Origin of the sequence: Sphingopyxis sp. MC1 (assembly GCF_000371385.1) — a bacterium.
GTDB lineage: Bacteria > Pseudomonadota > Alphaproteobacteria > Sphingomonadales > Sphingomonadaceae > Sphingopyxis > Sphingopyxis terrae.
Genome location: NZ_AOUN01000014.1, coordinates 68,849 through 95,095 on the forward strand (window position 1 = coordinate 68,849; position 26,247 = coordinate 95,095).

Genomic DNA, 26,247 nt, shown 5'->3' on the forward strand with positions numbered 1-26,247 from the left:
TTCCTATATGTGTGGGATCGCGGGCATTTATCATCTGGAGACGGCCAAGCCCGTCGATCCCGCGCGGCTGCGCGCGATGCTGCATCCCATGAGCCATCGCGGCCCCGATGGGTCGGGCGAATGGACCGCACCAGGCGTCGGGCTTGGGCATCTGCGGCTGTCGATCATCGACATCGAAGGCAGCCCGCAGCCGATGGCGAGCGACGACGAAGCGGTGACGATCAGCTTCAACGGCGAGATCTATAATTTCCGGCAATTGCGCGCCGAACTCGAAGACCGTGGCCACCGCTTTCGCACCAGCGGCGATACCGAGGTGATTCTGGCGGCGTGGCGACAGTGGGGTCCGGATTGCCTGTCGCGGCTCAATGGCATGTTCGCCTTTGCAATCCACGACCATCAGCGGGGTTGCCTGTTCCTTGCGCGCGACCGGCTGGGCGTGAAGCCGCTGCATTTCGCGCAGCTGTCGGACGGATCGATCGCCTTTGCGTCCGAACTCAAGGGCCTGCTGCGGCATCCGCTGCTGCGGCGCGAGGCCAATCTGTCGGCGGTCGAGGACTTTCTGGCGCTGGGCTATGTGCCCGACGACAATTGCATCGTGGCGGGCGTCAGCAAATTGGGCGCGGGCCATTATCTGCTGCTCGAACGCGGCAAGCCGTTTCCCGCCCCGACCTGCTGGTGGTCGCCCGATTTTTCGAACCGCATCCGCGCCAGCGAGAGCGAAGCGGCCGAGCATCTTGTCCATTTGATGCGCGCCGCGGTTACCGACCGCATGGTCGCCGACGTACCGCTCGGCGCCTTTCTGTCGGGCGGCGTCGATTCGAGCGCGGTGGTGGCGCTGATGGCCGAGGCGAGCGCGAAAGCGGTCAAGACCTGCACCATCGGTTTCGATCAGGCGGCGCTCGACGAAACGGCCTATGCGGCGACGATCGCGGACCGCTTCGCCACTGACCACCGCACCCGCACCGTCGCGGCCGCCGATTTCGCGCTGGTCGACCGCATCGCTGACATGTTCGACGAACCCTTCGCTGACGCGAGCGCGCTGCCGACCTATCGCGTCTGCGAATTGGCGCGCGAAGAGGTGACGGTCGCGCTGTCGGGAGACGGCGCCGATGAGGCGTTTGCGGGCTATCGCCGGCTGGTCTTCCATCATCAGGAGGAACGGTTGCGGACGCTGATCCCCGCCGTGCTGCGGCGCAATCTTCTGGGGCCGCTCGCGCGCGTCTGGCCGCAGATGGACTGGGCGCCGCGCCCGCTGCGCGCCCGCGCTACGCTTGCCAGCCTGTCGAAGAGCGGCGCCGAAGGCTATGCCGAAGCGGTCGGCGTCACCGGCCCGGACCAGCGCGCGCGCCTGTTCAATGATGCCGCGATCCGCGCGCTCGGCGATCATGTCGCGGAAACGCGCTATTGGCAGGCGATGGCCGAGGCGCCGGCCCGCGAACGGCTCGACCGCGCGCAATATGCCGACCTCAAGATCTGGCTGCCCGGCGACATTTTGACGAAGACCGACCGGATGAGCATGGCCGTCAGCCTCGAGGCGCGCGAGCCGCTGCTCGATTATCGGCTCGTCGAATTCGCCGCCTCGCTCCCCGCCGCGATGCGGGTGAAAGGCGGGACGGGGAAAGCGATCCTGAAACAGGCGATGGAACGCTATCTGCCGCACGACATATTGTACCGGCCCAAGATGGGGTTCGTGACGCCGGTGTCGCACTGGTTCCGCGGCGCGCTGACCGAACAGGCGCGCGCGCTTGCCCATTCGGGAACGCTTGCACGGACGGGATGGTTCGACATGGCGGAGATCGAACGCGTTGTCGCCGCGCACCAGTCGGGCCGCCGCGATCATGGGCGGCTGATCTGGCAATTTTTCATGCTGGAAAAGTCGCTGGCGAAGCTTTTTGGTATCTAGTTTCTCGGCGGCGCGCGTGGTGCGAAGCCGCTGAATCGCCACCGCTTCTTAACAACTCGCTGCTAGGCTCGCCGCCGATGACGGTGCATCCCGCCTTTCCGACCCATGCCGCCGAAGCCGCGCCGCTGACCGTTCGTGTTGTCGATCCGCTCGCGCTGTCGGACGATCTTGCCGCGGCTTGGGACCGCCTGGCCGCGGCGGCGAGCGAGCCCAATCCCTTCGTCGAACGCTGGTGCCTGCAATCGGCGCTGCACCTGCTCGATCCTGAGCGGCAGGCGCGGCTGGTGATGGTGATGACGGGCAGCGACGGGCCGCTGATCGGCGTGATGCCGCTGGCGCCCGCCGCACGCTACGGCCCGTTGCCGCTCCGCCATGTTGTCGGCTGGGCGCATCCCAATCATTTTCACGGCGCCCCGCTGGTGCGCGCGGGCTGCGAGACGCTTTTCTGGTCGATCCTGCTTGGCTGGTGCGATGCTGCGCCGTGGGCGCAAACGCTGGTTCAGGTGCCGCGATTGACCGAAGACGGCCCGCTGCATCGCGCGCTGGCCGAAGTCGTGCGCGGTCGCGGCGACGAGGCCGAAGCCGTCCACCGCGAGGAGCGCGCGCTGCTCGAAAGCGACCTGTCGCCGGGCGCCTATTGGGAAGCCGCCATGCGCGGCAAGAAGCGCAAGGAATTGCGGCGCCAGGCCAACCGCCTTGCCGAACTGGGGCCGCTGATATTTCGCCAGTGGCGCAGCGGCGACGCGATCGAGGGCTGGATCGATGCCTTCCTCGATCTCGAAGCGCGCGGCTGGAAGGGGCGCGCCGGATCGGCGCTTGCGAGCCAGAGCGAAACCGAGGCCTGGTTCCGCGCGATCCTTGCCGCAGCGGCCGAGGCGGGCCGGCTCGACATGCGCGCGCTCGATCTTGGCGAGCGGCCGATCGCGCTGCTGATCAACTTCGTGGCGCCGCCCGGCGCCTTTTCCTTCAAGACCGCCTTCGACGAGGAATATGCCCGCTTCTCGCCCGGGGTGCTGCTTCAGCAGGCGAATCTCGATATCCTCGCCGACGCGCGCGTCGCATGGGTCGACAGTTGCGCGGCGCCCGATCATCCGATGATCGACAGCGTCTGGCGCGAACGGCGCCGGCTGGTGTGGATCAACGCGCCCCTGTCGGGCGCCTCGGACCGCTGGCGCTTTCGCGCGCTGGCGCGTGCCGAGAAAATCTGGCGCCGCCTGAAGCGCGCCGCCCCCAAACCGCCGATCGAACAGGATCCGTCATGACCGCGCAATCCGCCGACCAAGTTCGTGTCTTTCCGCCCGAAACGCTGGAGCGTATGACCGCGCTCTATCCGGCGCAGGCGGGGCTGCTGCACCACCACCTGCCCGACCATCCCTTGCTCTCGCTCGATGCGCTGGCCGCGCTCGCCGACACTTTGCCGGGGTCGCAGGTCGAATATAATCCGGGCGATCTGCCTGTCGGTATCCGGCCCGAGGATGTGCCATCGAACGGGCTGTCGATTGCCGAAACGATCCGCACCATCGATAGCAACCGCAGTTGGGCGGTGCTCAAGAATATCGAAACGGTCGATGCCTATCGCACGCTGCTGATGGATCTGCTTGGCGAGCTGGAACCCGTCGTTTCGCCGCGGACGGGTGCGATGCTGACGCCGCAGGGGTTCGTCTTCATCTCGTCGCCAGGGTCGATCACGCCCTATCACTTCGATCCCGAGCACAACATCCTGCTCCAGCTTCGCGGCAGCAAGGTGATGCACGTCTGGCCCGCGGGCGACGAACGCTTTGCGCACCGGATCGAGCATGAACGCTATCACACCGGCGGTCACCGCAATCTGCCGTGGGAAGATGGTTTCGAGGGCGATGAGCAGGCGGTGCCGCTCGCGCCGGGCGATGCGGTGCTGATGCCCGTGATGGCGCCGCATTATGTCCGCAACGGCGACGCGCCCTCGATCTCGCTCTCGATCACCTGGCGCAGCGAATGGAGCTACCGCGAATCCGAAGCCCATGCCGCCAATGCCGCGCTGCGCCGGATGGGGCTGAACCCCGCAATGCCGCCACGCTGGCCGAGCTATGCCTGGGCAAAGACCGTCGGCTGGCGCGTCGCGCGCAAACTGAAACTCGTGTCCTGACGCCACCGCGACAGATGGCTTTCAATTGCGCGCATTTGGAGCTATGGGCGCGCATCCTTAAATTTCGAGCCCATAGAGGATAGATGGCGAAAGAAGAACTTCTCGAAATGCGCGGCCAGGTGGTCGAACTGCTGCCCAACGCGATGTTCCGCGTCCGGCTGGAAAACGACCATGAAATTCTGGGCCATACGGCCGGCAAGATGCGCAAGAACCGCATCCGCGTTCTGGTGGGCGACGAAGTGCTCGTCGAACTCACCCCCTATGACCTGACCAAGGGTCGGATCACCTATCGCTTCAAGTGAGCGGGGCGGCGATCTTGCCCGCACCGTCGCTCGTGCTCGCATCGACGTCGCCGCGTCGGCGCGAGCTGCTGGCGCGCATCGGCATCGAGCCGGCGCGCATTGCGGCCCCCGACATCGATGAAACGCCGCTGAAGGGCGAACTGCCGCGCGCCTATGTCGCGCGCCTCGCCGAAAGCAAGGCCCGCGCCGTCGACCGCGCGGCGGACGAGGTGGTGCTGGCGGGCGACACGACCGTCGCGGTCGGGCGCCGGATTCTCGAAAAGCCCATCGACGAGGCCGATCTGCGCCGGATGCTCGGCCTGTTATCGGGGCGGCGCCATCATGTCTATTCGGGGGTTTGCGTCGTCGGGGCGGACGGCCGCCCGCGCGTTCGCGTCGCCGACACCATCGTCGCCTTCAAACGGCTGACGCCTGCCGAGATCGACTGGTATGTCGCGAGCGGCGAGGGGATGGGCAAGGCCGGCGGCTACGCCATCCAGGGCAAGGCCGAGATGTTCGTGCGCTTCCTTTCGGGCAGCCATTCCAATGTCGTCGGCCTGCCGATCTTCGAGACGCGCGCGCTGCTGACGAGTGCCGGAGTGCCACTTGGCTGAGTGGCTATACGAAGCCGGCATCGGCGAGGCGCGGGCCGCGCTGATCGAAGACGGTCATATCATCGAGGCGCGGATCGAACGCGAGGGCGAGCGGCCGCGCGTCGGTGCTATTATCACCGGGCGGCTGATCGAACCGGGGGTGGTGCGGCTCGACCTGCTGGGCGACCCCGTCGCGACCGTGGCGGCAAGGGGCGTTCCGCTCGGCACGCGGCTGGCGGTCGAGATCACGCGCATGGCGCTGCGCGAGCGCGGCCGCGACAAGCCCGCGCGCGGCCGGCTTAGCGACGCCGCGCCAGATGACGGCCCCGACCTGCGCGCGCGCATCGCCGCGAACGGCCTGCCGGTGACCGACCTGGCGCCGACCGGTCCCGACCGGCTCGAGGAAGCGGGCTGGTCCGATCTGATCGATCACGTCGGCACCGGCCATTGGCCTTTCGCCGGCGGCGCGCTGTGGGTCGATGCCACGCCGGCGATGCTGCTCATCGATATCGACGGCGACGGCGATCCGCTGGCGCTGGCACAAGCCGGCGCCGCCGCTGCGGCGCATGTGGTGCGCTGCTGCGACATCGGCGGTTCGATCGGCATCGATTTTCCCTCGCTGCCCGGCCGCGCCGAGCGGCAGGCGGTCGATGGCTGGGTCGATGCGTATTTCCCGCAGCCGTTCGAGCGCACCGCGACCAACGGGTTCGGCTTTCTGCAGATCATCCGGCGCCGCGAGCGTCCGTCACTGATCGAGCAGGTTCGCTTCGATCCCGTGGCGACCGATGCCGCGCTGCTCTTGCGTCAGGCCGAGCGTGCTGTCGGCGCCGGGCCACTGCAACTCACGGCGCGACCGGCCGTTGTCCAGTGGATCGGCGCGCACCCGCACTGGATCTCGATGCTCGAACGGCGCACCGGGCGCGCGGTCGCGATCGTCGCCGATGCGCAAGTGAAAGGAACGGGCCATGCCCAGTAATGCCGCCGCCCGATCGCGCCGCTGCCCCTTGTGCGGCAAGCCGCGCGACGAGACCTACAAGCCCTTTTGCAGCCGCGGTTGCCGCGACCGCGACCTCAATCGCTGGTTCGACGAAGGCTATCGCGTACCGGTCGATCAGGCGCCCGACGGGGGCCTCGACGGCGACCGTTTCGAGGATGAATGACAGGACAAAATTTGCGCAACAAAGGCTCTGGACAGGATCGAAACCCCTGCCTATAGCCGCCGCTCCCGAACAGGCCGCACGGCCTTGTGGAGCCCGTGCCCGGGTAGCTCAGTTGGTAGAGCATGCGACTGAAAATCGCAGTGTCGGTGGTTCGATCCCGCCCCCGGGCACCACGGTCCCTTGGCGACCGTTCCGGAACATCTTGAAACCGGGATAATATCCCTGCGATGGCTCGCGTGGCTCGTCGGCGCGGCGTGGCGCGCCATGCCGCTCGGTTCCGATCCGAAAATTCCCGGCCGGCCTTCTGTGGGCGCGTGCATGGCGCGATCTCTCAGGCCGGCGCGTGGGGGTGCCATGCGGCAATCGCTTGCCAAGGCTCTGGCGCGCGGCTAAAGGCCGCCCATTCGGACAGATGCGCCGTTTTCCTTCCGCCTTTCGCCGACATGCTCGGGGAGGGTGGGCGGACTATTGCCTGAAGCCGCGCTTGACGCGGCGGGGGCGGCAACCCATCTGGCCGTAAACTGAGACGCATGAAGGACGGGACGATCGATATGGCGAGGCCCAAAATTGGCGAATTCGTCAACCAGGTAAAGGCGGAAGCCGGCAAGATCGTGTGGCCGACGGGCCGCGAGACGATGCAGACGACGATCATGGTTCTGATCATGACGATCCTGCTGTCGCTGTTCTTCTTCGGCGTCGACACGGTATTCAAGCTGATCGTCGGCTGGCTGACGTCGCTCGCGGGCTGATCCGCGCTTCACACCCAATTTCAGGACAGGACACGCACAGATGGCGCGCTGGTACATCATTCACGCCTATTCGGGTTTCGAGAACAAGGTTCGCGATTCGGTCGTCACCGAAGCCGAGCGTCTGGGACTCAGCGATTTCGTCGAGGCGGTCGAAGTGCCCGTCGAAACGGTGACCGAGGTCAAGCGCGGCAAGAAGGTTCAGTCCGAACGCAAATTCTTCCCCGGCTATGTGCTCGCCAAGCTGACGATGACCGACGATGTCTATCATCTCGTCAAGAATACGCCGAAGGTTACGGGCTTCCTGGGATCGTCGGGCAAGCCCCAGCCGATCAGCGAAGCCGAAGCCGCGCGCATCCTGAACAGCAAGGAAGAAGCCGCCGCGCGCCCGAAGACCGAGATTCGCGTAGATTACGAAATCGGCGATCAGGTCAAGGTGCTGGAAGGCCCGTTCGCGAGCTTCAACGGCGTCGTCGAGGAACTCGATTTCGACAAGGCGCGCGTCAAGGTCAGCGTATCCATCTTCGGCCGTGCAACGCCGGTCGAGCTCGATTTCGAGCAGGTCGAACGGATGAAGTGATGGCCGTCGGCCGTCGCTTTTCGCAACATGGGATAATCGCATGAGTCTGAGTCAGGACGAGATTCAGGCTCGCATTGCACGCGCCCGCGAAATCAACGCGGGTGTTTCGGCCGAGAAGGTCGTCGCGGCGGTCGCGCGGCTGTTCGATCTTGATCCCGTGCCGGGTGTCGAGGACGAATTTACCTTTCCCGCCCTTGCGACCACCGCGCGCGACCGGATTTTCGGCGGGCAGGTCATCGCGCAGGCGATGTTCGCGGCCTCGCGCACGGTTGAAACCGGAAAGCAGGTTCATTCGCTCCACGCCTATTTCCTGCGCGGCGGCGACGAGACCAAGCCGCTGCACTTCCGCATCCACCGCGATTTCGACGGGCGCAGCTTTTCGAACCGCCGTGTCGTGGTGCGGCAGGACGGCAAGGTCATCTTCAACCTGACCGCATCGTTCCAGATTCCGGCGAAAGGGCTGTCGCATCAGGTGCCGATGCCCGACCTTCTGCCGCCCGAGCAGTGCTGGGACTTCACCGATTTCATTGCAGCCGATCCCAATATTTCGGATCGCCACCTTGCCCATATGGCGCGGCGGCGGCCGTTCGAGGTGCGCAGCTATCGCCCGCCGGCTTCGGCCAAGGCGACGCAGCATTATCAATGGTTCCGCGTCGCCGCGCCGATCGGCGACGACCCGCTGCTCCATCGCGGTTTCCTCGCTTTCGCATCCGACATGGGACTTTTGTCGTCGGCGATGCTGCCGCACGGCCTCAACTTCTGGACGCCGGGCATGGTGTCGACCAGCCTCGATCATGCGATGTGGTTCCACGACGATATTCGCGTCGACGACTGGTTCGTGTTCGTGATGGACAGCCCGTGGACCGGCGGCGATCGCGGGCTGTGCCGCGGGTCGATCTATCGCCAGGACGGCACGCTGATAGCAACCGTGGTGCAGGAAGGCCTGGTACGCTATCGCCCGGATGCCGTGCGATAGCGATTGCGCGCGCCGCAGAAGGGGGCTGCTTTTCGAATGGGAACGGACGGCACGGCCATCGGACGATTGAAGCAGCTTGACGGTGTGCGCGGGCTTGCCGCCTGCGCCGTCGCCTTCGGTTATCACACTCAGGTGATGTTCGACCGTGCCGTCTTTGCCGACGGCTGGGGCGGACCGGTCATAGTATGGCTCCGTCACTATGGATGGGCGGGGGTCGACCTGTTCTTCATCCTGTCAGGCTTTGTCTTCGCGCATGTCTATCGCTTTGGCGAAACGCTGCGAACACCGGCAAACTTGGCCGATTTTACCGTGGCGCGTATTGCGCGGCTCTATCCGCTTCACCTGTTCATGCTCGGGGTTACGGCTATCGCCTTCTGGTGGATGTCCTATAATACTGTGGGCGCTTTCATCGCTCACCTGTTCATGTTGCAGGTGTTCACGCAGCCCGTCGCGCGAACCTTTGATGGGCCGTCCTGGTCGATCTCGGTCGAAATTTTCTGCTACATCCTTTTCGCTGCGGCAGCGTTTGTCGGGCGGCGGACACTCGTGGCGGTCGCGTGTCTGGCGATTGCCGTAAGTGCGGCGGTGCTGCTGCTCGACGGACATGCCGGCCAACCGCTGACGTCCGCGAACAGCCTTGCCCGCGGCGGGCTCGGCTTTTTCATCGGTTTGCTGCTCTGGCGCTATCGCGCGCTGCTGGCGCGCGTCCCGACCTTGCTGCTCGCCGCGATCGCGGTGGCCGGATTGTTCATTCCGACGGGTATGGCGAATCCCGCCTTGCCCTTCGCCATACTGACATGGCCGGCGGTGCTGATCCTTGCGCTCCGGACCCGGTTCATGGGTGCAGCCCCGCTCGTCTGGCTCGGCGATCGCAGCTATTCGATCTATCTGCTGAATATCCCGGTCGCGGAAGGTCTGTTGAGGCTGACCACGAAGTTCCGGCACTGGGACTATGGCTTGTTGACGGCGCATATGCTCTTCGCAGCAATCGTGTTGCTGCTCGCCGAACTCACCTATCGCATCGTCGAGCGTCCGGCGCAGCGCATCATCCGAAACCGGTGGAAGAATCGCCGGAGCGGACTGGCGGTCGCGGCCGCCGTCTGATCGCGCCGCGCGGCGCGTCTTTCCTTGCATTTGGGGCGAAAGCCCGCTAACGGCCGCGCTTCGCGATCGCCCTCCTTTGGAACGGCGGCGTGATTCCGCGCGGGAGGAGGGCTGATAACCCTCTGCTGGACCGCTTACTTTGAGCCCCGGATCCGTCCGTGGCGACAGAAAGAAAGGAGGCCATCATGGCCAAGAAGATCAGCGGCTATATCAAGCTGCAGGTGCCCGCCGGCACTGCCAATCCCTCGCCGCCGCTCGGGCCGGCGCTGGGTCAGCGCGGCGTCAACATCATGGAATTCTGCAAGGCGTTCAACGCCGCGACCGACGGCATGGACAAGGGCACGCCGACCCCGACCATCATCACCGTCTTTGCGGACAAGAGCTTCTCGTTCGTCACCAAGACGCCGCCGGCGACCTACCTCATCAAGAAGGCTGCGAATCTGAAGTCGGGTTCCAAGGAGCCCGGCAAGATCAGCGGTGGCAAGATCGCGCGCTCGAAGCTCGCCGAAATCGCCGAGATCAAGATGAAGGATCTGAACGCCAACGACATCGAACAGGCGACCAAGATCATCGAAGGCAGCGCCCGTTCGATGGGCCTCGAAGTGACGGAGGGCTGAACCGATGGCAAAGCTGACCAAGAAGCAGAAGGCCCTCGAGGGCAAGGTCGACGCGACGAAGCTGCACAGCATCGAAGACGCGCTGAAGACCGTCCGTGAACTCGCTTCGGCGAAGTTCGACGAAACGCTCGAAATCGCGATGAACCTGGGCGTCGATCCGCGTCACGCCGACCAGATGGTCCGCGGCGTCGTCACGCTGCCCGCCGGTACCGGCAAGGACGTCAAGGTCGCGGTCTTCGCGCGCGGCGACAATGCCGAAAAGGCGCTGGCCGCCGGTGCCGACAAGGTCGGTGCCGAAGACCTGATGGAAGACATGCTCGCGGGTAACCTCGACTATGGCCGCGTCATCGCGACGCCGGACATGATGGGCATCGTCGGCCGCCTCGGCAAGACGCTGGGTCCCAAGGGCCTGATGCCGAACCCGAAGCTGGGCACCGTCACCCCGAACGTCGCCGAAGCCGTCAAGGCAGCCAAGGGCGGCCAGATCGAATTCCGCGTCGAAAAGGCCGGGATCATCCACGCCGGCCTCGGCAAGCTGTCGTTCGGCGAGGAAAAGCTCCGCCAGAATTTCGACGCGTTCGTCGACGCGATCGTCAAGGCCAAGCCGGCCGGTGCGAAGGGCAAATATGTCCGCAAGATCGCGCTGTCGTCGTCGATGGGCCCGGGCGTCAAGATCGACACCGCGGACGTCGCCGGCGCCTGATTTTCAGGCAAAGCCATTCAAGGAAAGGGCCGGGGGAAACTCCGGCCCTTTTCTTATGGGCCGAAGGGATGGATTGGGATGGAAAGCGGGCGTTGCCGCTAACCGCATGGTGTTCCTCGGCGAAAGTCGGGGCCCAAGGCTTTACAGTATCAACATCAGCGTTCGACACTCGGGACCCCGGCCTTCGCCGGGGAACACAATGACGACGTGGAGCTCTATTCGTTCGTCATCCCGGGCTTGATCCGGGATCCATTATTCCGACGCTGCGTGAATGGATCCCGGATAAAGTCCGGGATGACGATGAGGATCAGGTGCCCCTTTCCGCTCGAAATCCGCTATTCCCGCAAGCCTCGCAATGCCGCCCCCGCCGCGAAGGGGCCGATCACCGTCAGCAACAGGCTGGTAGCGGCGAGCAGTTTCACTGCGCCGCGGCCCGATGGATCGAGCATTCCGGCGCCGAAGATCAGTAATGGCACCGCGAGCGGCAGGACGAGCAGGCCGCCGATCGCATTGCCGCCCTTGAGGTTCGCCGTGAGCGCGGCGCTGAGCACCGCGAGCGAGGCGAGGGCGGGGATGGCGATGGCGAGGCCGATGGCAATCGTCGCGACGCGTGCCGCATCCTGTGCAAGCAGCGCCGCGGCTGGCAGCAGCGCAATCAGCAACGGCAATCCGAAGCCGATCGCATGGGCGGCGATCTTGACCGCCGCGACGACCTCGTCGGCGATGCCGCGTACCGCCAGCTGATCGAGCACGCCCGCATCCTTGTCGGGGCGGATCAGCCGGTCGATCGGCAGCAGCGCCGCGAGCAGCGCCGCGACCCACAGCATGCCGCCCCCCGTGCGCGCGAGCAGTGGCGCGTCGGGACCCACCGCGAAGGGAAAGGCGGTCGCGACCAGCAGGAAAAAGACGACGGGCAGCCACAGCGCGCCGCTGCCCCAGGCGCGGCGCAGGTCGCGCCAGAAAAGCGTGAGCAGGGCGGTCATGCGCGCGCGCCCATGTCCAGCTCGGCAAGATCCGGGATGTCGAGCGCGAAGTGCGAGGCGAGCAGTACCGCGCCGCCGTTCGCGCGGTGCGCCGCGATCGCTGCGACGAGCCGCGTCCGGGTGGCGTCGTCCATGCCATTGGCGGGTTCGTCGAGCATCCAGATCGGCGCCGCGCTGCCGATGACGCGTGCCATCGCGGCGCGTTTGCGCTGGCCCGTCGACAGCATAGCAACCGGTACTTCGGCAAGAGCGCCGAGCGCCATGGCCTCCATCGCGCGCTGCGTCATCGGGCCGTCGATGCCGTCGATGCGCGCCCAGACGTCGAGCGCCCGGCGCAGCGGCAGTTCGGCATCGAGCGCCGCGGCTTCGTCGATCAGCGCGCAGCGTTCGTGCCGCGTCACCGTGCCCGCCGCGGCGCGGAGCAGGCCCGCGGCAACGCGGATTAGGCTCGATTTGCCGGCACCGTTGGGACCACGCAGCCACAGCGCCTCGCCGCGCGCGAGCGCCAGCGACAGGCCTTCGAACAGCAGCCGGTCGCCACGGATGCAGGCAATGCGGTCTAGCTGGAGCAACAGCGTCACGCCATGTCTTCCAGCGCGTGCATGTCGTCGTCCGAAAAGCCGAAATGATGTCCGATTTCGTGGATCAGGACGTGGCGCACCAGCCAGTCGAGCCGTTCGCCGCCTTCGATCCATTCGATCAGAATCGGGATGCGATAGAGCGTCACCCGGTCGGGCATGCCGCCGCTCATGTCGATGCTGCGGTCGGTCAGCGGCCGGCCTTCGTAGAGGCCGGTCAGATCATAGGGATGCTCGATACCGAGCGAAGCGAGCGTTTCGTCGTCGGCAAATTCCTCGATCGCGACGACCACGCCGCGGATGTGCGGCTTGAAAATATCGGGCAGCGCGGCCAGCGCCGCATCGGCCATTGCGTGAAAGGCATCGGCATCGGGGGCGCCGCCGGTCCAGCCGTCGGGCAATCGGGAAAGGGCGGCCTTGTCGCTCATCGCGCCCTTCCTTATGGCGGGGACACGGTCTTTACCAGCGGGAGAAAGCGGATGGTCCAGAAACTCGACGATGCGGCGCGTGCGGCGCTGCTCGCGCGCTTTCCCGAATGGACGCACGAGCCGCAGCGCGACGCGATCACGCGCCGGTTCCGGTTCGACGATTTCGCGCAGGCCTTCGGCTTCATGGCGAGCGTCGCGATCATCGCCGAAAAGATGGATCACCATCCCGAATGGTCGAACGTCTATAATCGCGTCGATATCCTGCTGACCACGCACGACGCCGACGGGCTGTCCGATCGCGACGCGCGCCTGGCGGAAGCGATCGAAGCCTTGCTTTGATCCGCCGATGATCCGTTTCGATCAGGCTTATCGCACGCTCGCCGTCGGGATCGCGATTCTGGCGGGCTTCGTCGATGCGATCGGCTTCGTCGAATCGGCGGGCTTTTTCGTGTCGTTCATGACCGGCAATTCGACCCGCCTCGCGGTCGGGGTGGCGGAGGGCCATCGCGCCGCCCTGCTTGCGGGCAGCATCATCGCGATTTTCGTCACCGGCGTCGTCGCCGGATCGTTGATCGGCGCGCGCGCAGGGCGGCGGCGCACGCCGGCGGTGCTGATGTGCGTGACGCTGCTGCTGGTCGTCGCGGCGCTGCTGCGCGTGGCCGATGCCGGCTGGGTCGCCATTCTCGGCCTCGCTTTTGCGATGGGCGTCGTCAATGCGGCGATCGAGGGCAGCGACGGCACTGTGGTCGGCGTCACCTATATGACGGGCACGCTCGTCCAGATGGGGCAGAAGATCGCCAACGCGCTTCGTGGCGAGGGCGACCGGCGGTGGCGCCATCATCTGGGGCTGTGGGCCGGGCTGGCGGGCGGTGCCGTCCTGGGTGCGCGCACCGTTCTGTGGTCGGCACCGCTGGCTTACGGGCTCGCGATCGCGCTTGCCGCGGGGCTGGGGGGGCGCGCGATGTGGATGGCGAGACAGGCGCCCTAGGGTCAGGACCCATTAATTCCACGATCGAGGCGTCGAAATGGCGAAGATATCGGGTCTGCGCGGGTGCAGCGGGTAGCATCGCTACCCGCAAGGCCGCGCGGGCCCGAGATCGAAGCCATTTCGGCGTCCCTGCGGGATTTGACCGATTTTGCCCCGGCGTCGTCGAAAAGTTTCGAAATATATTCATATTCCTTCGCCTTTTCTCCTCGCCCTGAGCAAAATCGCTTCAAACCTCGAACGCGGAATCAATGGGTCCTGACCCTAAGGCGGCGCTTGCCTTCCCCGGCCGACCGTTCCAAAAGTCGGCAATAAAGTAACACGCCAAATCGTGAGACAGGGGAGTGTGCCGCATGTCCGACAGCCTATTTCGCCGCAAGGCGATCGTTCCCGACGCGCATGAGCACAAGCTCGCGCGCACGCTCGGATGGCCGCATCTCGTCGCGCTCGGTGTCGGCGCGATCGTTGGCACCGGTATCTTGACGCTGATCGGCGTCGGCGCCGACAAGGCGGGCCCCGCGGTCATCCTTTCGTTCGTCATCGCCGGACTGATCTGCGCCTGCGCCGCGCTTGCCTATGCCGAAATGGCGACGATGATCCCTGCGTCGGGCAGCGCCTATACCTACAGCTATGTGGTGATCGGCGAACTGATCGCGTGGATCGTCGGATGGAGCCTGATCCTCGAATATTCGCTGGTCGTCAGCGCGGTCGCGGTCGGCTGGTCGGGCTATGCCGCGCCCCTGCTCCACGAATGGGCGCGGGTGCCGCAGGAATTGATGCAGGGCCCCGAACTCGGCGGGATCGTCAACCTGCCGGCGATCGCGATCATCGCGGTGGTCGCGGGAATGCTGCTTTATAGTATGCGCGAGAGTGCGACGGTCAACGCCATCCTCGTGCTGGTCAAGATCGTCGCCCTCGCGGTGTTCGTGGCGGTCGCGCTGCCCGCCTTCGACGCCGCCAATCTCGAACCCTTCAGCCCGTTCGGCTTTGCCAAGCATATGGGGCCTGACGGCGTCGAGCGCGGTGTAATGGCGGCGGCGGCGATCATCTTTTTTGCCTTCTACGGCTTCGACGCAATCGCGACGGCCGCCGAGGAGGCGAAGAATCCCGACCGCGACCTCAAGATCGGGATCGTCGGGTCGATGATCGCCTGCGTCCTGATCTACATTGCCGTCGCGGTCGCGGCGGTGGGGGCCATTTCCTACAGCCGCTTTGCGAACAGCCCCGAACCGCTGGCCTTGATCCTGCGCGAACTCGGCCAGCCGCTCGCCGCTCATTATCTGGCGATTTCGGCCGTCATTGCGTTGCCGACGGTCATCCTCGCCTTTTTCTACGGGCAGAGCCGCATCTTCTTCACCATGGCGCGCGACGGGCTGTTGCCCGCCAGCCTGGCGAAGCTGTCGGCGCGGGGGACGCCGGTGCGGATCACGATCTTCACCGCCGCGGTCGTCGCGGTGCTGGCGGGTTTCATCCCGCTCGGCGAGCTGGCGGCGCTGGCCAATGCGGGCACCCTTGCGGCCTTTACCGCGGTGTCGGTGTGTATGCTTATCATGCGCCGCCGCGCGCCCGACGCACCGCGGACCTTCCGTGCGCCGATGCCATGGGTAGTCGGCGGCATCGCAGTGCTGGGATGCATCTATCTTTTCTTCAGCCTGCCGGCAAAGACGCAGCTGTGGTTCCTCGTCTGGAACATCGGTGGTCTGGGCGTCTATTTGCTTTACGCACGGAGCCGCGCCGTCGCGGGCTGAGCAATAGATCCATGCTGGCATGGAATGGCGGTTGCATCATGCCGCCCGCCCATGCAGGCTGGGATTTGTTTTGGGGCATTTGATTGGGGGAAAAGGCCGATGGCCGGATGGGGACGTGTTGCAGGTGTGGTATTGCTGATTGGCCCGGCCGGGTCGGCGTTGGCGGGCGAGCAACCGCTCTATCAGCCCGCCCCCGACTGGGCACAGGTCGCCACCCTGCCCGACGCCGCACCGGGCGGCGGGTTGCAGGTGCTCGATATCGAGCAGCGCATCGACGGCGCGACGGTGTGGAACTACACCGACACCGTCATCAAGCTCAACACGCCCGAAGAACTGGCACAGAACAGCAATGTGACGGTCGGCTGGGCGCCCGACAAGGGCGATCTGATCGTTCATGAACTGTCGATCATTCGCGACGGACAGGTTATCGACGCGCTGGCAGGCGGCCAGAAATTTACCGTTCTGCGCCGCGAAGAAGCGCTCGAACAGCGCGAACTGACCGGCATCCTGTCGGCCAATCTGCCCGTCGAGGGACTGCGCGTGGGCGATATGCTGCGGCTGCGCATGTCGATCACCAACAAGGATGACGCGCTGGGCGGCCGCGCTCAGCTGGCGGTGCCGCTGATCGCCGAACCCGCGCGCATCGGATCGGGCAGCTACCGCCTGTCCTGGCGCGCCGATGACAAGCTGCAATGGAAATCCTTCGCCAATGGCGTCACGCTGAAACCGGTGCGCAAGGGCGCTTATTTCGAGCTGCCGGTCACGTTGCCGATCGCGAAACAGGCCGAAATGCCGTCGGACGCGCCGATGCGCTTTCGCAGCCCGCCGCTGATCGAGGCATCGACCTTTTCGGGCTGGTCCGACGTGTCGAAGGTGATGGCGCCGTTGTATGCGACCGCCGGCACGATCGCGGACGACAGCCAGCTTGCAGCCGAGGTGGCGGCGATCAAAGCGGCGACGACCGACCCGCTCGAACGCGCGGCCAGGGCCTTGCAACTCGTGCAGGACAAGGTTCGCTATCTGGCGGTCGGCATGGACGGCGGTAATTATGTGCCGCAGGCGCCCGCGAAGACCTGGGACGTTCGCTATGGCGACTGCAAGGCGAAGACGCTGCTGCTGCTCGCGATGCTGCACGCGATGGATATCGACGCCGAACCGGTGCTTGCGCATGCGCAGCTCGGCGATGCGGTGGCGAGCCGCCTGCCCACCGCGCTGGCTTTCAATCATGTCATCGTCAAGGCGACGATCGGCGGCGAGCCGCTGTGGCTCGACGGGACGGGCCTTGGCACGCGGCTCGCCGATATTCGCGATACGCCGGCCTTTGGCTATGTCCTGCCGGTGCGCGCCGAAGGGGCGGAGCTCGAGAAGATCGCGCTGCGCCGTCCGGCGCGTCCGACGATCGACCTGGCGCTCGATGCCGACGAAAGCACCAGCATCGACCTTCCGTCGGTCATCAAGGTCGACATGGTCGTGCGCGGCCAGCTCGCGAGCCTGCTTACCCTGTCGACCGCGCAGCTCGGTCCCAAGGAGCAGGAGGACATGCTGAACGGCCTGCTCCAGAATTTCGTCGGGCAGGCGCAGTTCGACAAGCTGGAAGCCAAACCCGACGCCGCGGACGGCAGCGTGACGATCACGGCACGCGGCGTGTTCGGATCGGGGTGGGAGCGCGAGGATAATCGCAGCGAACGCTGGCTGTCGCGCGTCGGCAATCTGATCGAATTTTCGCCCGACCGCGCGCGCGCTTCCTGGGCGAATATTCCCGTTGCGACGGGCGCGCCCGACTATGCGCATTATCGTTTGCGCGTCCGGTTGCCCGACGGCGGCCGTGACTACAAGATCGAGGGTGAAGGCGCGCTCGACGCGCGGCTCGCCGGCGTCGATGTCAAGCGCAGCGTGACGATGGCCGACGGCTATGTCGTCGTCGACGAGGTGCTGGCGAGCAGCGGCGTCGAAATCGCGCCGACGGATGTCGCGGCCGAGCGCGACCGCGTTGCCACCGTCATCAGCCAGACCCCGCGGCTGGTCGCGCCCGAAGATGCGCGGCGGCGCTGGAACCTGAAAGGCGCACCATCGACGTCGCAGCTCGACGCAGTGCGGTCGATTTATGCGGTCAACGCCGCCAAGGCCGATGAGGAAAATGTGTCGGCGCTGATCAGCGAAGCGTCGTTCCAGCGCGGCATCGGCGATTACAAGGCAGCCGAGCAGACGCTGACCCGCCAGATCGCGCTGCAGCCGTCGGAGGACGCCTATCTGTCCCGGTCTGGGGTGCGCAAGGAATTGGGGAATATTGCGGGCGCGCTCGCCGATGCCGAAGAGGCGCGCAAGCTCGACCCCTCGTCGCTCGGCGCGATCGGGGCTGTCGCAATGCTGACCGCCGAAAAGGGCGATGTCGCCGCGGCAACGCGGATGTTCGATGATCGCATCGCGCTTGGCGGCAAATCGAAAAGCGACCTCCGGCTCGCCAAGGCGGCGATGGTCGGCGAATTCGGCGATCCCAAGGCCGCGATCGACGAGCTCGATGCGCTCGTTGCGACAAAGCCCGGGTCGCCCGACCTGCTCAACGCGCGCTGCTGGGTGAAGGCATCGCGCGAAGTCGCGGTCGACAGCGCCCTCAAGGACTGCACCTCGGCGATGGAACTGGCGGACAGCACGGCGCATATTCTGGACAGCCGCGCGCTGGTGTGGCTGCGCCTCGGCCGCAACGACGATGCGCTGCGCGATCTCGACGCGGCGTTGCTGCAGGTGCCGTCGCTCGCATCGAGCCGCTTCCTGCGTGCGATCGTCTACCAGCGGCTGGGCCGCGCCACCGATGCCGCGGCCGATCTTGCGATCGCGCGCCAGCTGTCGCCGTCGACCGAACGCGATTATGCCCGCTTCGGGCTGAAGCCGTAACGACAGCGAAAATCGATGCGGGAAATGCATCCGGGGGGCGGGGCCTGAAGGCCGCTCCGCCCCCCGTCTGCGTCGGGGGCAAGTGGGGATGTCCCGGTGGGGGCAGGGGGCATCAGGGACCAGACCGATGCCCCCCACCGCTCCATTGAGCGGAACACTCGGGAACATATCTTACTATACAAGTGCCGTGCCATTTTCGGGCCGTCGCGCAAATCAGCGGGTTACGCTGGTTAGCGATTTCTTACCGCGCGGCAGACTTGTCAAAAATCCCGACACCGGCCGGAAAAATCCCGTTCATCGACCGTTCAGTCAATTGACTACATTTGTAGTCGCATAGATTGTCGCAGCCGAAGGGAGGGGTTCATCGCGGCGGAACGACCAAGCGAATCCGAAATGCAGGTGCTGGCCGCACTGTGGGACGACGCCCCGCAGACCGCCGCCGATCTGACCGCGCGCGTCGGCCGGGCGAACGGCTGGACACAAGCGACGGTCAAGACGCTGCTCGCGCGGCTCGTGCAGAAAGGCGCGGTTGCGGCGGAGGCCGACGGCCGGCGTTATCTCTATCGCCCGGCAGTCGATCGCGACGCAGCGGTGGGCGAGGAATCGCAGCGTTTCGTCGATCGCCTCTTCGGCGGTCGCGTCAGCCCGCTGATCGCGCATCTCGCCGACCGCGAAGCCTTGACCGACGCCGATATCGCCGAGATCGAGGCGCTGCTCCGGAAGCTCAAGTCATGAGCGGCGCGACCATCATGCAGATTTGGGGCGACACGCTCGTCACCACCGCTCTGCTCGTCCTCGCGGTGCTGCTGGTGCGCAAGCCCTTCGCCCGCCATTTCGGTCCGCGCCTGACCTACGCGCTCTGGCTCGTGCCGGCGCTGCGGCTCGTGCTGCCGCCCTTGCCCTTTGCCGATCCCGTGGCGGCCCCGGCCGCGGCAACCGTCCCGGCCGACGTCGTGCCGATCGAGGCGGTCGACGCGGCGCGGACGATCGCGACGCCGGCGGCGATGCCGCAGCCGAGCTGGGGACTGGCCGACGCGCTGCCGCTGCTGTTCGCCTTGTGGACGGCGGGCGCACTGTTACTGATCGCGGCGGCAATCGTGCGGCATATGCGCTTCCGGCGGCTGGTGCTGGATGCGGCGGTCGCGCTCGAACCGATCGGGTCGATCCGTCTCGTCATGAGCGGCGCCGTCGATGGTCCCGTCGCCTTTGGCCTGTTCAGCCGATATGTGGCGGTACCGCACGACTTTTTTGCCCGCTACGCCGCCGAGGAGCGCGCGCTGGCGATCGATCATGAACTTGCGCACCATAGCCACGGCGACCTGTGGGCAAACAGCGCCGCGCTGCTGTTGCTCGCCTCGCAATGGTTCAACCCGCTCGCGTGGCGCGCGATCCGGGCGTTTCGTTTCGACCAGGAGGCGGCGTGCGACGCGCGCGTGCTGACGATGGCCGATACCGCCGAACGCCGCGTGCGCACCGCCCATTATGCCGCCGCGATCGCCAAGGCGGCGGTCGGTGCGCGCCTGTCACTTGCCGCCCCGATGGCGGTTCACGATAATCTGCAGGAGAGGCTGACCATGTTGACTCAGCAGGATATTTCGAAAAAGCGACGCCTTGCCGGAAAGCTTCTCGTAGGCAGCGCGACGCTGGCCGTGCTCGGCGCGACCGCGACGCTCGTTCCAGCTGGGACCGCCACCGCGCATGTTCAGGACGCCGGTTTGATCGCGCCCCCGGCTCCGCCTGCTCCGCCCGCCGCGCCCGAAGCGCCCCCGGCCCCTCCCGCACCTCTTGAGCCGGTTGCGGACGGTCCGCACCATATCATGATCGTCACCACCAAGGGCGATGGCGAGAGCGAAACCGTGACGACCTCGGCCGACGGCACGCGGCGCGAAGTGAACCGCGTGGTCGTGCGCCAGATCGCGGATGGCGACGGCAAGGCGGCGCGTGTCACGCTGGCGCCCGGTACCGGAGAGGGACGGCGGTTCGAGCTTCACTTGCCGGGGAATCTGTCGCGCGAGGACATTCTGGCGACGCTGAAGGAACAGGGCATCAGCGGCGCGCGCGCCGAGGCCATAGCGGACAAGCTGGAAGCCAAGCGCACCGAGCGCTTCCGCACCGCGCTGGCACCGATGCCGCCAATGCCGCCACTCCCGCCGATGCCTCCGATGGGCGAAGGCGCCTGGCGTTCGAAGGATGGCAAGGCGATGGCGACGGCCACCTGCAAGGACGGGCCGAAATCGGTTCGGCTGTTTTCCAGCGACGAACAGGAACAGGGCGGCCGCAACCGCATGGTGATGATGGTGTGTGGCGATGCCGGGGCGAGCAAGGCCGATCGGGTCGCGGCGCTCAAACAGGCGCGCGACCGGTTGGCCGCCGACAGCCGTAGCGCGATGTCCGGCGAAATGCGCGCCAAGGTGATCGCCGACATGGATCGCGCCATCGCAGAAGCCGAAAAGGGCCAGTAACCGGATCAGCTTTGACGCCGGTCTTTGCTCCCCGGTTGGGATCGGCGGCAGGGGCGGGGAAAGGGAGCGCGGTTGTCCCCGCTTCCTTTCTCCGTCCCCCTTTTGCCCTTCTTTCGGCGGGCGCGGGCTTTTCCTTTCGCCCGCGCGATGCCACATGGGAGGGGTGAGCGAAGAAAAACCCTGGCCCGACACGATCCGTGCCGGCGACTGCGAACAGCATGAGCCGCTGGTGCGCCGCGTGCTCGCGCCCAATCCGTCCCCCTATACCTTCACCGGAACCCAGACATGGATCGTCGGCGCCGGCCGCGATGTCGCGATCATCGACCCCGGCCCGACCGGATCGGGGATGAGCATCGGCGATCCACCCGACGCGAATGGCGCAGGGCATGTCGATGCGATTTTGCGCGCCGTCGAAGGGCAGAGCGTGGCGGCGATCCTCTGCACGCATACGCACCGCGACCATAGCCCCGCCGCGATGCCGCTGAAACAGGCGACGGGCGCGCCGATTATCGGCTGCGCACCGCTCGCGCTTTCGGACGATGGCCCGCGCGCCGATTCGGCCTTCGACCCCGATTATGCGCCCGACCGCGTGCTGACCGACGGTGAGCAGATCGCGGGCGACGGCTGGACGATCGAGGCGGTGGCGACACCGGGCCATACGTCGAACCATTTATGCTACGCGCTTATGGAAAGCGGCGCGCTGTTCACCGGCGATCATGTCATGGCGTGGTCGACGAGCGTCGTCAGCCCGCCCGACGGCGATATGGCCGCCTATATGGCGAGCCTTGCCAAGCTCTATGACCGCGACGACCGCGTCTATTATCCGGCGCATGGTCCCGCGGTCGCAAAGCCCAAACAACTCGTCCGCGGCATGCTCGGCCATCGCCGGCAGCGCGAGCGTCAGATATTGCGGGAACTCGAAAAGGGGCCGCGCGTCGTCCCCGATATGGTGAAGCATATGTACAAGGGGCTCGACCCCCGCCTGACCGGCGCTGCGGGCCGGTCGGTGCTCGCCCATCTTCTCGACCTCGAAAGCCGCGGCCGGGTGACGCGCGACGCGGACTGCTGGCGTCTGGTGGCATGACCAAGGGATCGTTCCGCGTCCTGATCGTCGCGCTGCTGGCGCTCGCCATCTTTCTGGGATGGCGCGCGTGGGACGGATGGCAGAAGAGCTATGATCCGCAAACCGTGGTCGCGGCGAGCCTGCAGGGGCTTCAGGAGCAGAATGTCCTCGTGCCCTTCACCGCCCGCTATGTCGCGGTCGTGACCTCGACGCAGAACCGGCTGGGGCTGGAGGCAAAGAAGACGCTGATCATGCCGGGGACGGTGCGGTACGAGGTCGATCTTGCCAAGCTGAAGCCCGCCGATCTCGACTGGGATGCGGCGAACAACGCGCTGACCGTGATCTTGCCGCCACTACGCCTCGCAGGCCCGGAAATCGATATCGATGCGATCAGCGAATATCGCGACGGGCTGATCCTTCTGACGCTGACCGATGCCGAACAGGCGCTCGATGCCGCGAATCGCAAGGCGGGGCAGGCCGAATTGATCAAGCAGGCGCGCGGCGACACGCCGATGCGGCTCGCCGAAAATGCTGCCCGGGCGGCGATCGAACAAAGCTTTGCGATGCCGCTCAAAGCCGCAGGCATCGACGCCAAGGTCACGGCGCGCTTCAAGCGCTGAGCCTCTCCGAAATTTCGGCTTTCGTCCGCGCGGGCTTCACGCTAGCTTCCGCCGCCTGTCCGGCCGGAGGGGGGTATGGCATGGCAACGACCGCAAATCGCGCGCTCGCCGGCGAGCGTTTCTGGCAGCGTATGGCAATCGGCCTCGCGCTTTTCATCTTCGTCGCATTCGCCCAGTTCGCATTTCGCGGGCTGGCCGATCCGGTAGCCGCACCGATTTGGGTGCATCTGCACGCGCTGGCGATGTTCGGCTGGCTCGGGCTTCTCGTCGTCCAGCCTCGCCTGGCGGCGGCGGGCAACCGGACGCTGCACCGCCAGCTTGGCTGGACCGGCGCCGCGCTGGCGACGATCATCGTCGGGCTTGGCATCTTCACCGGCTTTGCGGCGGTGATCCTGCACCGCCAGCCGCCCTTTTTCACCGCACCCTATTTTCTCGCGCTGACCGCAATCGAAGCGATCGCGTTCGGGTTGCTTGTCTATGCTGCGATCCGCCGCCGCCGTGCCACCGACTGGCACCGGCGCCTGATGCTGGGGGCGACGATCATCGTCCTCGAACCGGCGCTTGGCCGTGTCTTGCCGCTACCGCTGATGATCGGCTGGTCCGACATTCCGATCGGCCTCGTCGAACTCGCGGTCGTCGGCCTGATCGCGCTCCATGACCGCCGCACGATCGGGCGCGTGCACCCGGCGACGATCCGGGTCGCGCTCGCGGTGGTGCTAACCCGCATTGCGGTCTACTCGCTCGCATTGGCACAGCCGGTCGAGGAGCTTGCGCGGCGCCTTGGCGGCGGCTGACCAGCCGCAGCCGACATATGCCGCGGCGGGCGCGTTTGCCCTTGCGCCGACGGCGGTGTAGGGAGCGCCCGACAAGCACCGACAAGGAACCGCCATGACTGCTCCCGTCCGCGAAAATCTCTCCGGCCTCGACCTGCGCGCCGAGATCGATCGTCTGCGCAAGGAGCGCAATGCGGTGATTCTGGCGCATTATTACCAGAAGCCCGAAATTCAGGATCTTGCCGATTTCGTCGGCGATTCGCTCGAGCTTTCGCGCAAGGCGGCGGAGACCGATGCCGATGTCATCGCCTTTTGCGGCGTCAAGTTCATGGCCGAGACGGCCAAGATCCTCAGCCCCGAAAAGATCGTGATCCTGCCCGATCTCGACGCCGGGTGCAGCCTGGAGGACAGCTGCCCGCCTGAACAATTCGCGCGCTTCCGCGCCGCCCATCCCGACCATATCGCGCTGACCTATATCAACTGCTCGGCGGCGGTGAAGGCGCTCAGCGACGTCATCGTGACCTCATCGAGCGCTGAGACGATCATCAGCCAGATCCCGCCCGAACAGAAGATCATCTTCGGCCCCGACCGCCACCTTGGCGGCTATCTGAACCGCAAGTTCGGGCGCGACATGCTGCTGTGGCCTGGCGTGTGCATCGTCCACGAAGCCTTCAGCGAAACCGAGCTGCTGAAGCTGAAGGCGCAGCATCCGGACGCGCCGGTCGCGGCGCACCCCGAATGTCCGCCCTATATCGTCGATCATGCCGATTATGTCGGATCGACCAGCGGCATCCTGCAATTCGCCAAGACCTTCGACGGCGATACGCTGATCGTCGCGACCGAACCGCATATCATCCACCAGATGCAGCTCGCGCTGCCCGGGAAGAATTTCATCGGTGCGCCGGGCGCCGACGGCAACTGCAACTGTAACATCTGCCCCTATATGGCGCTCAACACGATGGAAAAGCTCTACATCGCGCTGCGCGACCTGACGCCGCAGATCGAACTCGACGAGGAGCTGCGCCTTGCCGCGCGCAAGAGCCTCGACCGGATGCTCGAAATGGCGTCGGGAACGGTCGGCAAGGGCGATCTGGGCGCTCGCTGAGTCGCGAGTCGTCGTCGCGCGGGGCGAGTCGGATCGGCGAGTCGTCGCTCAAACCGCCTCTAGGCGAATCCGAAAATGCTGCAGCGCTGTTACAAAAATGCTGCACCGAATCCGCTTGTTGCTAATGCCGGACTTATCCACAGAAGGCGGCGTGTGCTGCGCGCGAAAGCGCGTTTTTTATTTGGCGCTCCGCGGCCTTCATGTCAGCTTCAAATCATCGGACGACAGAGACGTCGGACCGCCGGGACACGAAGGGTGGTTGCAAGACTAGCCAGAAGAGAACGGGCCGGTTGACGAGGAAATTGACCGATAGCTCGATCACGGAACGCCGCGATTCCCACGAGTTGAGGCGAACCCGATCGGGTGCGGGAAAGCAGACCGTCGCTTGGACGGCGACCGCTTCGGCGGACGCGCAGACCGGATGACGAAGGGCTTTCCGGGTGAGGCCGGCCCCCGAAAGGGGGCCGACCGAACCATCGCCGGATCGAGCCGGCGCGCGCCGCGACGCATCGTTTGGCGGGCTGCTGGTCGCCAGGCCAGCGGTTCGGGATGAAGCGGAACGGACGCGCGACGATCGAAACCGGATAGTGGGGGTTGGCAGCGATGTCGGCCCCCATTTCGTTTGCGTGCCGCCTGTTTGGGTGCCGCTATCGGCCTTCGGCATTTTTTTCGCACCTGTGATGCCTGTCACAACCGCGGTGCACCAATCCCCCTAAATCCCGTCCTGCGACCCGGAGCAGTTCCCCGACCGGAACTGATCCCACTGTCCCGGCCGTGACCTTTCGGGGAAGCGGCCGGGAACTTTTCGACCTCCATCGACATTATGATCGCATCGTTGAAGCGATGTCGCACCGCGACCGGCCGAGCGTCGGAACGGGCGCCGCATCGATGTTCGACTGTGTCCAAGGAGGAGATTGCAACATGATCGGCATTATCATTTGGCTCGTTGTCGGCGGTGTGGTCGGCTGGCTCGCCAGCATCGTCATGCGCACCGACGCGCAGCAGGGCATCCTGCTCAATATCGTTGTAGGCATCATCGGCGCCTTCATTGGCGGCCTGCTGATCGGCGGCGGTTCGATCAACAACGCGATTACGCTGTACAGCTTCCTCGTGTCGCTGCTGGGTGCGATCATCCTGCTGGCGGTCGTGAATCTGGTGCGCCGCGGCAGCGTCCGCTGACCCCGATGGCGGCGTCCTTCGGGTCGCCGCCAATTCATTAGGCAATCGGGGCCGTTCGCGTTATCAAGCACATACCCGCAGACTGGCGGGCAACAATGATCGTAGGGGGTCAATGTCATGATCGATTTCATCATCGCTATCGTCGTAGGCGGCATCATCGGCTGGCTTGCCAGCATCGTGATGCGGACCGATGCACAACAAGGCATTTTCCTGAATATCATCGTCGGCTGCGTCGGCTCGATTCTTGGCCGGTTCCTGCTTGGCGGTCTGATCGGCGGCGGCCATTTGCGCGGCGACGCGTTCGATCCCAAGACGTTGCTGACGGCCTTTCTGGGCGCCGTGATCCTGCTTGCCATCGTCAATCTGGTCAGGCGGGGCAGGGTGCGTTGACGCGCTGAAACCGACATAGCTCCAAAGCGGAGCGAAGGTTCGAAAAGGGCGGTCTGCGGTGGCAGGCCGCCTTTTTTCGTGGGTCATAAGCGCTGGAAAAGACCGATGATTTCGTCTAGTTGCGCGCGGCTGTGCGCGGGGTGCGCACGGGCTCAATCGCCTCTTGTATGTGGTGATGTAATAGGGTAATACACCTTCGACATATTTGTCCTGCCGTTCGGAAGAGAGGGGCGGCCGTCACGAACGGCTGCGG

Annotated in this window: 28 protein-coding genes and 1 tRNA gene; 26 read left to right on the forward strand and 3 right to left on the reverse strand. The window is 65.7% G+C overall.

Annotation, left to right across the window (positions count from 1 at the left end):
- Positions 1-7: 7 nt before the first annotated feature.
- From EBMC1_RS14200 to rplA, 14 genes are all read left to right on the forward strand, one after another.
- Positions 8-1,903: an XrtA/PEP-CTERM system amidotransferase gene (locus EBMC1_RS14200; RefSeq protein WP_003049072.1), complete on the forward strand. Its 1,896-nt coding sequence runs from the start codon at positions 8-10 to the stop codon at positions 1,901-1,903.
- A gap of 77 nt (positions 1,904-1,980) precedes the next feature.
- Complete coding sequence (locus EBMC1_RS14205) at positions 1,981-3,165, forward strand: GNAT family N-acetyltransferase (protein WP_003049075.1); 1,185 nt, start codon at positions 1,981-1,983, stop codon at positions 3,163-3,165.
- Positions 3,162-4,028 (forward strand): cupin-like domain-containing protein, encoded by an 867-nt coding sequence (locus EBMC1_RS14210; RefSeq protein ID WP_003049078.1) that lies wholly within the window; start codon positions 3,162-3,164, stop codon positions 4,026-4,028. The genes EBMC1_RS14205 and EBMC1_RS14210 overlap by 4 nt, the downstream gene beginning before the upstream one ends.
- Positions 4,029-4,111: 83 nt before the next feature.
- Positions 4,112-4,330: a translation initiation factor IF-1 gene (gene infA / locus EBMC1_RS14215; protein ID WP_003049127.1), complete on the forward strand. Its 219-nt coding sequence runs from the start codon at positions 4,112-4,114 to the stop codon at positions 4,328-4,330.
- Positions 4,327-4,923, forward strand: a complete 597-nt coding sequence (locus EBMC1_RS14220; RefSeq protein WP_003049130.1) for a Maf family protein — start codon at positions 4,327-4,329, stop codon at positions 4,921-4,923. Before infA ends, EBMC1_RS14220 begins: the two co-directional genes overlap by 4 nt.
- A complete protein-coding gene (locus EBMC1_RS14225) occupies positions 4,916-5,878 on the forward strand; it encodes a hypothetical protein (RefSeq protein ID WP_003049132.1) in 963 nt (320 codons plus the stop codon). Before EBMC1_RS14220 ends, EBMC1_RS14225 begins: the two co-directional genes overlap by 8 nt.
- On the forward strand, positions 5,868-6,062 hold the full coding sequence (locus EBMC1_RS14230) for a DNA gyrase inhibitor YacG (RefSeq protein ID WP_003049134.1): 195 nt from the start codon (positions 5,868-5,870) through the stop codon (positions 6,060-6,062). The genes EBMC1_RS14225 and EBMC1_RS14230 overlap by 11 nt, the downstream gene beginning before the upstream one ends.
- A 97-nt stretch (positions 6,063-6,159) precedes the next feature.
- A tRNA-Phe gene (locus tag EBMC1_RS14235) sits at positions 6,160-6,235 on the forward strand.
- A gap of 378 nt (positions 6,236-6,613) precedes the next feature.
- Entirely contained in the window at positions 6,614-6,811 is a 198-nt protein-coding gene (secE, locus tag EBMC1_RS14240) for a preprotein translocase subunit SecE (protein ID WP_040590458.1), read from the forward strand.
- Between the two features lie 40 nt (positions 6,812-6,851).
- The gene (nusG, locus tag EBMC1_RS14245; protein ID WP_003049140.1) at positions 6,852-7,388 is read left to right on the forward strand and encodes a transcription termination/antitermination protein NusG; all 537 of its coding nucleotides are present in this window, start codon (positions 6,852-6,854) and stop codon (positions 7,386-7,388) included.
- 40 nt (positions 7,389-7,428) lie between these two features.
- On the forward strand, positions 7,429-8,364 hold the full coding sequence (locus tag EBMC1_RS14250) for an acyl-CoA thioesterase (protein ID WP_003049142.1): 936 nt from the start codon (positions 7,429-7,431) through the stop codon (positions 8,362-8,364).
- A gap of 66 nt (positions 8,365-8,430) precedes the next feature.
- A complete protein-coding gene (locus tag EBMC1_RS14255; protein ID WP_231292938.1) occupies positions 8,431-9,468 on the forward strand; it encodes an acyltransferase family protein in 1,038 nt (345 codons plus the stop codon).
- Between the two features lie 185 nt (positions 9,469-9,653).
- A complete protein-coding gene (rplK, locus tag EBMC1_RS14260; RefSeq protein WP_003049146.1) occupies positions 9,654-10,085 on the forward strand; it encodes a 50S ribosomal protein L11 in 432 nt (143 codons plus the stop codon).
- A 4-nt stretch (positions 10,086-10,089) separates the two neighbouring features.
- Entirely contained in the window at positions 10,090-10,788 is a 699-nt protein-coding gene (gene rplA, locus EBMC1_RS14265; RefSeq protein WP_003049148.1) for a 50S ribosomal protein L1, read from the forward strand.
- Positions 10,789-11,123: 335 nt separating this feature from the next.
- On the opposite strand, the gene EBMC1_RS14270 is transcribed toward rplA, so the two are convergent.
- From EBMC1_RS14270 to EBMC1_RS14280, 3 genes are read right to left on the reverse strand one after another with little or no spacing between them, the layout of a single operon-like run.
- Entirely contained in the window at positions 11,124-11,771 is a 648-nt protein-coding gene (locus tag EBMC1_RS14270; RefSeq protein ID WP_003049149.1) for a heme exporter protein CcmB, read from the reverse strand.
- Complete coding sequence (gene ccmA / locus EBMC1_RS14275) at positions 11,768-12,352, reverse strand: heme ABC exporter ATP-binding protein CcmA (RefSeq protein ID WP_003049151.1); 585 nt, start codon at positions 12,350-12,352, stop codon at positions 11,768-11,770. Before ccmA ends, EBMC1_RS14270 begins: the two co-directional genes overlap by 4 nt.
- Positions 12,349-12,777, reverse strand: a complete 429-nt coding sequence (locus tag EBMC1_RS14280; protein WP_003049153.1) for a metallopeptidase family protein — start codon at positions 12,775-12,777, stop codon at positions 12,349-12,351. Before EBMC1_RS14280 ends, ccmA begins: the two co-directional genes overlap by 4 nt.
- A gap of 51 nt (positions 12,778-12,828) precedes the next feature.
- Between EBMC1_RS14280 and EBMC1_RS14285 the strand changes: the two genes are divergently transcribed.
- From EBMC1_RS14285 to EBMC1_RS14340, 12 genes are all read left to right on the forward strand, one after another.
- Complete coding sequence (locus EBMC1_RS14285) at positions 12,829-13,116, forward strand: 4a-hydroxytetrahydrobiopterin dehydratase (protein ID WP_003049156.1); 288 nt, start codon at positions 12,829-12,831, stop codon at positions 13,114-13,116.
- A 7-nt stretch (positions 13,117-13,123) separates the two neighbouring features.
- A complete protein-coding gene (locus tag EBMC1_RS14290; RefSeq protein WP_003049160.1) occupies positions 13,124-13,765 on the forward strand; it encodes a YoaK family protein in 642 nt (213 codons plus the stop codon).
- 350 nt (positions 13,766-14,115) lie between these two features.
- A complete protein-coding gene (locus EBMC1_RS14295; RefSeq protein WP_003049163.1) occupies positions 14,116-15,510 on the forward strand; it encodes an amino acid permease in 1,395 nt (464 codons plus the stop codon).
- Positions 15,511-15,609: 99 nt separating this feature from the next.
- Positions 15,610-18,402 carry a DUF3857 domain-containing protein gene (locus EBMC1_RS14300; RefSeq protein ID WP_040590429.1) on the forward strand — a complete coding sequence of 931 codons (2,793 nt, stop codon included), beginning with the start codon at positions 15,610-15,612 and terminating at the stop codon, positions 18,400-18,402.
- A gap of 393 nt (positions 18,403-18,795) precedes the next feature.
- On the forward strand, positions 18,796-19,137 hold the full coding sequence (locus EBMC1_RS14305) for a BlaI/MecI/CopY family transcriptional regulator (RefSeq protein ID WP_003049170.1): 342 nt from the start codon (positions 18,796-18,798) through the stop codon (positions 19,135-19,137).
- Complete coding sequence (locus tag EBMC1_RS14310) at positions 19,134-20,864, forward strand: M56 family metallopeptidase (RefSeq protein WP_003049173.1); 1,731 nt, start codon at positions 19,134-19,136, stop codon at positions 20,862-20,864. The genes EBMC1_RS14305 and EBMC1_RS14310 overlap by 4 nt, the downstream gene beginning before the upstream one ends.
- Before the next feature lie 154 nt (positions 20,865-21,018).
- On the forward strand, positions 21,019-21,948 hold the full coding sequence (locus tag EBMC1_RS14315; RefSeq protein ID WP_040590431.1) for an MBL fold metallo-hydrolase: 930 nt from the start codon (positions 21,019-21,021) through the stop codon (positions 21,946-21,948).
- Positions 21,945-22,547, forward strand: coding sequence for a DUF4230 domain-containing protein (locus tag EBMC1_RS14320; protein ID WP_003049178.1), 603 nt, complete (start codon positions 21,945-21,947; stop codon positions 22,545-22,547). Before EBMC1_RS14315 ends, EBMC1_RS14320 begins: the two co-directional genes overlap by 4 nt.
- 80 nt (positions 22,548-22,627) lie before the next feature.
- Positions 22,628-23,341, forward strand: a complete 714-nt coding sequence (locus EBMC1_RS14325) for a hypothetical protein (protein WP_003049180.1) — start codon at positions 22,628-22,630, stop codon at positions 23,339-23,341.
- A gap of 94 nt (positions 23,342-23,435) precedes the next feature.
- The gene (gene nadA, locus EBMC1_RS14330) at positions 23,436-24,425 is read left to right on the forward strand and encodes a quinolinate synthase NadA (RefSeq protein ID WP_003049182.1); all 990 of its coding nucleotides are present in this window, start codon (positions 23,436-23,438) and stop codon (positions 24,423-24,425) included.
- A 924-nt stretch (positions 24,426-25,349) separates the two neighbouring features.
- Positions 25,350-25,604, forward strand: a complete 255-nt coding sequence (locus EBMC1_RS14335) for a GlsB/YeaQ/YmgE family stress response membrane protein (protein WP_040590464.1) — start codon at positions 25,350-25,352, stop codon at positions 25,602-25,604.
- A gap of 117 nt (positions 25,605-25,721) precedes the next feature.
- On the forward strand, positions 25,722-25,994 hold the full coding sequence (locus tag EBMC1_RS14340) for a GlsB/YeaQ/YmgE family stress response membrane protein (RefSeq protein WP_003049187.1): 273 nt from the start codon (positions 25,722-25,724) through the stop codon (positions 25,992-25,994).
- Positions 25,995-26,247 lie beyond the last annotated feature (253 nt).

Coding starts and splice junctions, on each gene's coding strand:
- EBMC1_RS14270 (WP_003049149.1), bottom strand. CDS start 11,771: ATGACCGCCCTGCTCACGCTTTTCTGGCGCGACCTGCGCCGCGCCTGG.
- EBMC1_RS14325 (WP_003049180.1), top strand. CDS start 22,628: ATGGCAACGACCGCAAATCGCGCGCTCGCCGGCGAGCGTTTCTGGCAG.
- EBMC1_RS14305 (WP_003049170.1), top strand. CDS start 18,796: ATGCAGGTGCTGGCCGCACTGTGGGACGACGCCCCGCAGACCGCCGCC.
- EBMC1_RS14250 (WP_003049142.1), top strand. CDS start 7,429: ATGAGTCTGAGTCAGGACGAGATTCAGGCTCGCATTGCACGCGCCCGC.
- EBMC1_RS14310 (WP_003049173.1), top strand. CDS start 19,134: ATGAGCGGCGCGACCATCATGCAGATTTGGGGCGACACGCTCGTCACC.
- infA (WP_003049127.1), top strand. CDS start 4,112: ATGGCGAAAGAAGAACTTCTCGAAATGCGCGGCCAGGTGGTCGAACTG.
- rplK (WP_003049146.1), top strand. CDS start 9,654: ATGGCCAAGAAGATCAGCGGCTATATCAAGCTGCAGGTGCCCGCCGGC.
- EBMC1_RS14295 (WP_003049163.1), top strand. CDS start 14,116: ATGTCCGACAGCCTATTTCGCCGCAAGGCGATCGTTCCCGACGCGCAT.
- nusG (WP_003049140.1), top strand. CDS start 6,852: ATGGCGCGCTGGTACATCATTCACGCCTATTCGGGTTTCGAGAACAAG.
- EBMC1_RS14340 (WP_003049187.1), top strand. CDS start 25,722: ATGATCGATTTCATCATCGCTATCGTCGTAGGCGGCATCATCGGCTGG.
- EBMC1_RS14290 (WP_003049160.1), top strand. CDS start 13,124: ATGATCCGTTTCGATCAGGCTTATCGCACGCTCGCCGTCGGGATCGCG.
- nadA (WP_003049182.1), top strand. CDS start 23,436: ATGACTGCTCCCGTCCGCGAAAATCTCTCCGGCCTCGACCTGCGCGCC.
- EBMC1_RS14320 (WP_003049178.1), top strand. CDS start 21,945: ATGACCAAGGGATCGTTCCGCGTCCTGATCGTCGCGCTGCTGGCGCTC.
- secE (WP_040590458.1), top strand. CDS start 6,614: ATGGCGAGGCCCAAAATTGGCGAATTCGTCAACCAGGTAAAGGCGGAA.
- EBMC1_RS14315 (WP_040590431.1), top strand. CDS start 21,019: ATGGGAGGGGTGAGCGAAGAAAAACCCTGGCCCGACACGATCCGTGCC.
- EBMC1_RS14280 (WP_003049153.1), bottom strand. CDS start 12,777: ATGAGCGACAAGGCCGCCCTTTCCCGATTGCCCGACGGCTGGACCGGC.
- rplA (WP_003049148.1), top strand. CDS start 10,090: ATGGCAAAGCTGACCAAGAAGCAGAAGGCCCTCGAGGGCAAGGTCGAC.
- EBMC1_RS14205 (WP_003049075.1), top strand. CDS start 1,981: ATGACGGTGCATCCCGCCTTTCCGACCCATGCCGCCGAAGCCGCGCCG.
- EBMC1_RS14210 (WP_003049078.1), top strand. CDS start 3,162: ATGACCGCGCAATCCGCCGACCAAGTTCGTGTCTTTCCGCCCGAAACG.
- EBMC1_RS14230 (WP_003049134.1), top strand. CDS start 5,868: ATGCCCAGTAATGCCGCCGCCCGATCGCGCCGCTGCCCCTTGTGCGGC.
- EBMC1_RS14285 (WP_003049156.1), top strand. CDS start 12,829: ATGGTCCAGAAACTCGACGATGCGGCGCGTGCGGCGCTGCTCGCGCGC.
- EBMC1_RS14200 (WP_003049072.1), top strand. CDS start 8: ATGTGTGGGATCGCGGGCATTTATCATCTGGAGACGGCCAAGCCCGTC.
- EBMC1_RS14300 (WP_040590429.1), top strand. CDS start 15,610: ATGGCCGGATGGGGACGTGTTGCAGGTGTGGTATTGCTGATTGGCCCG.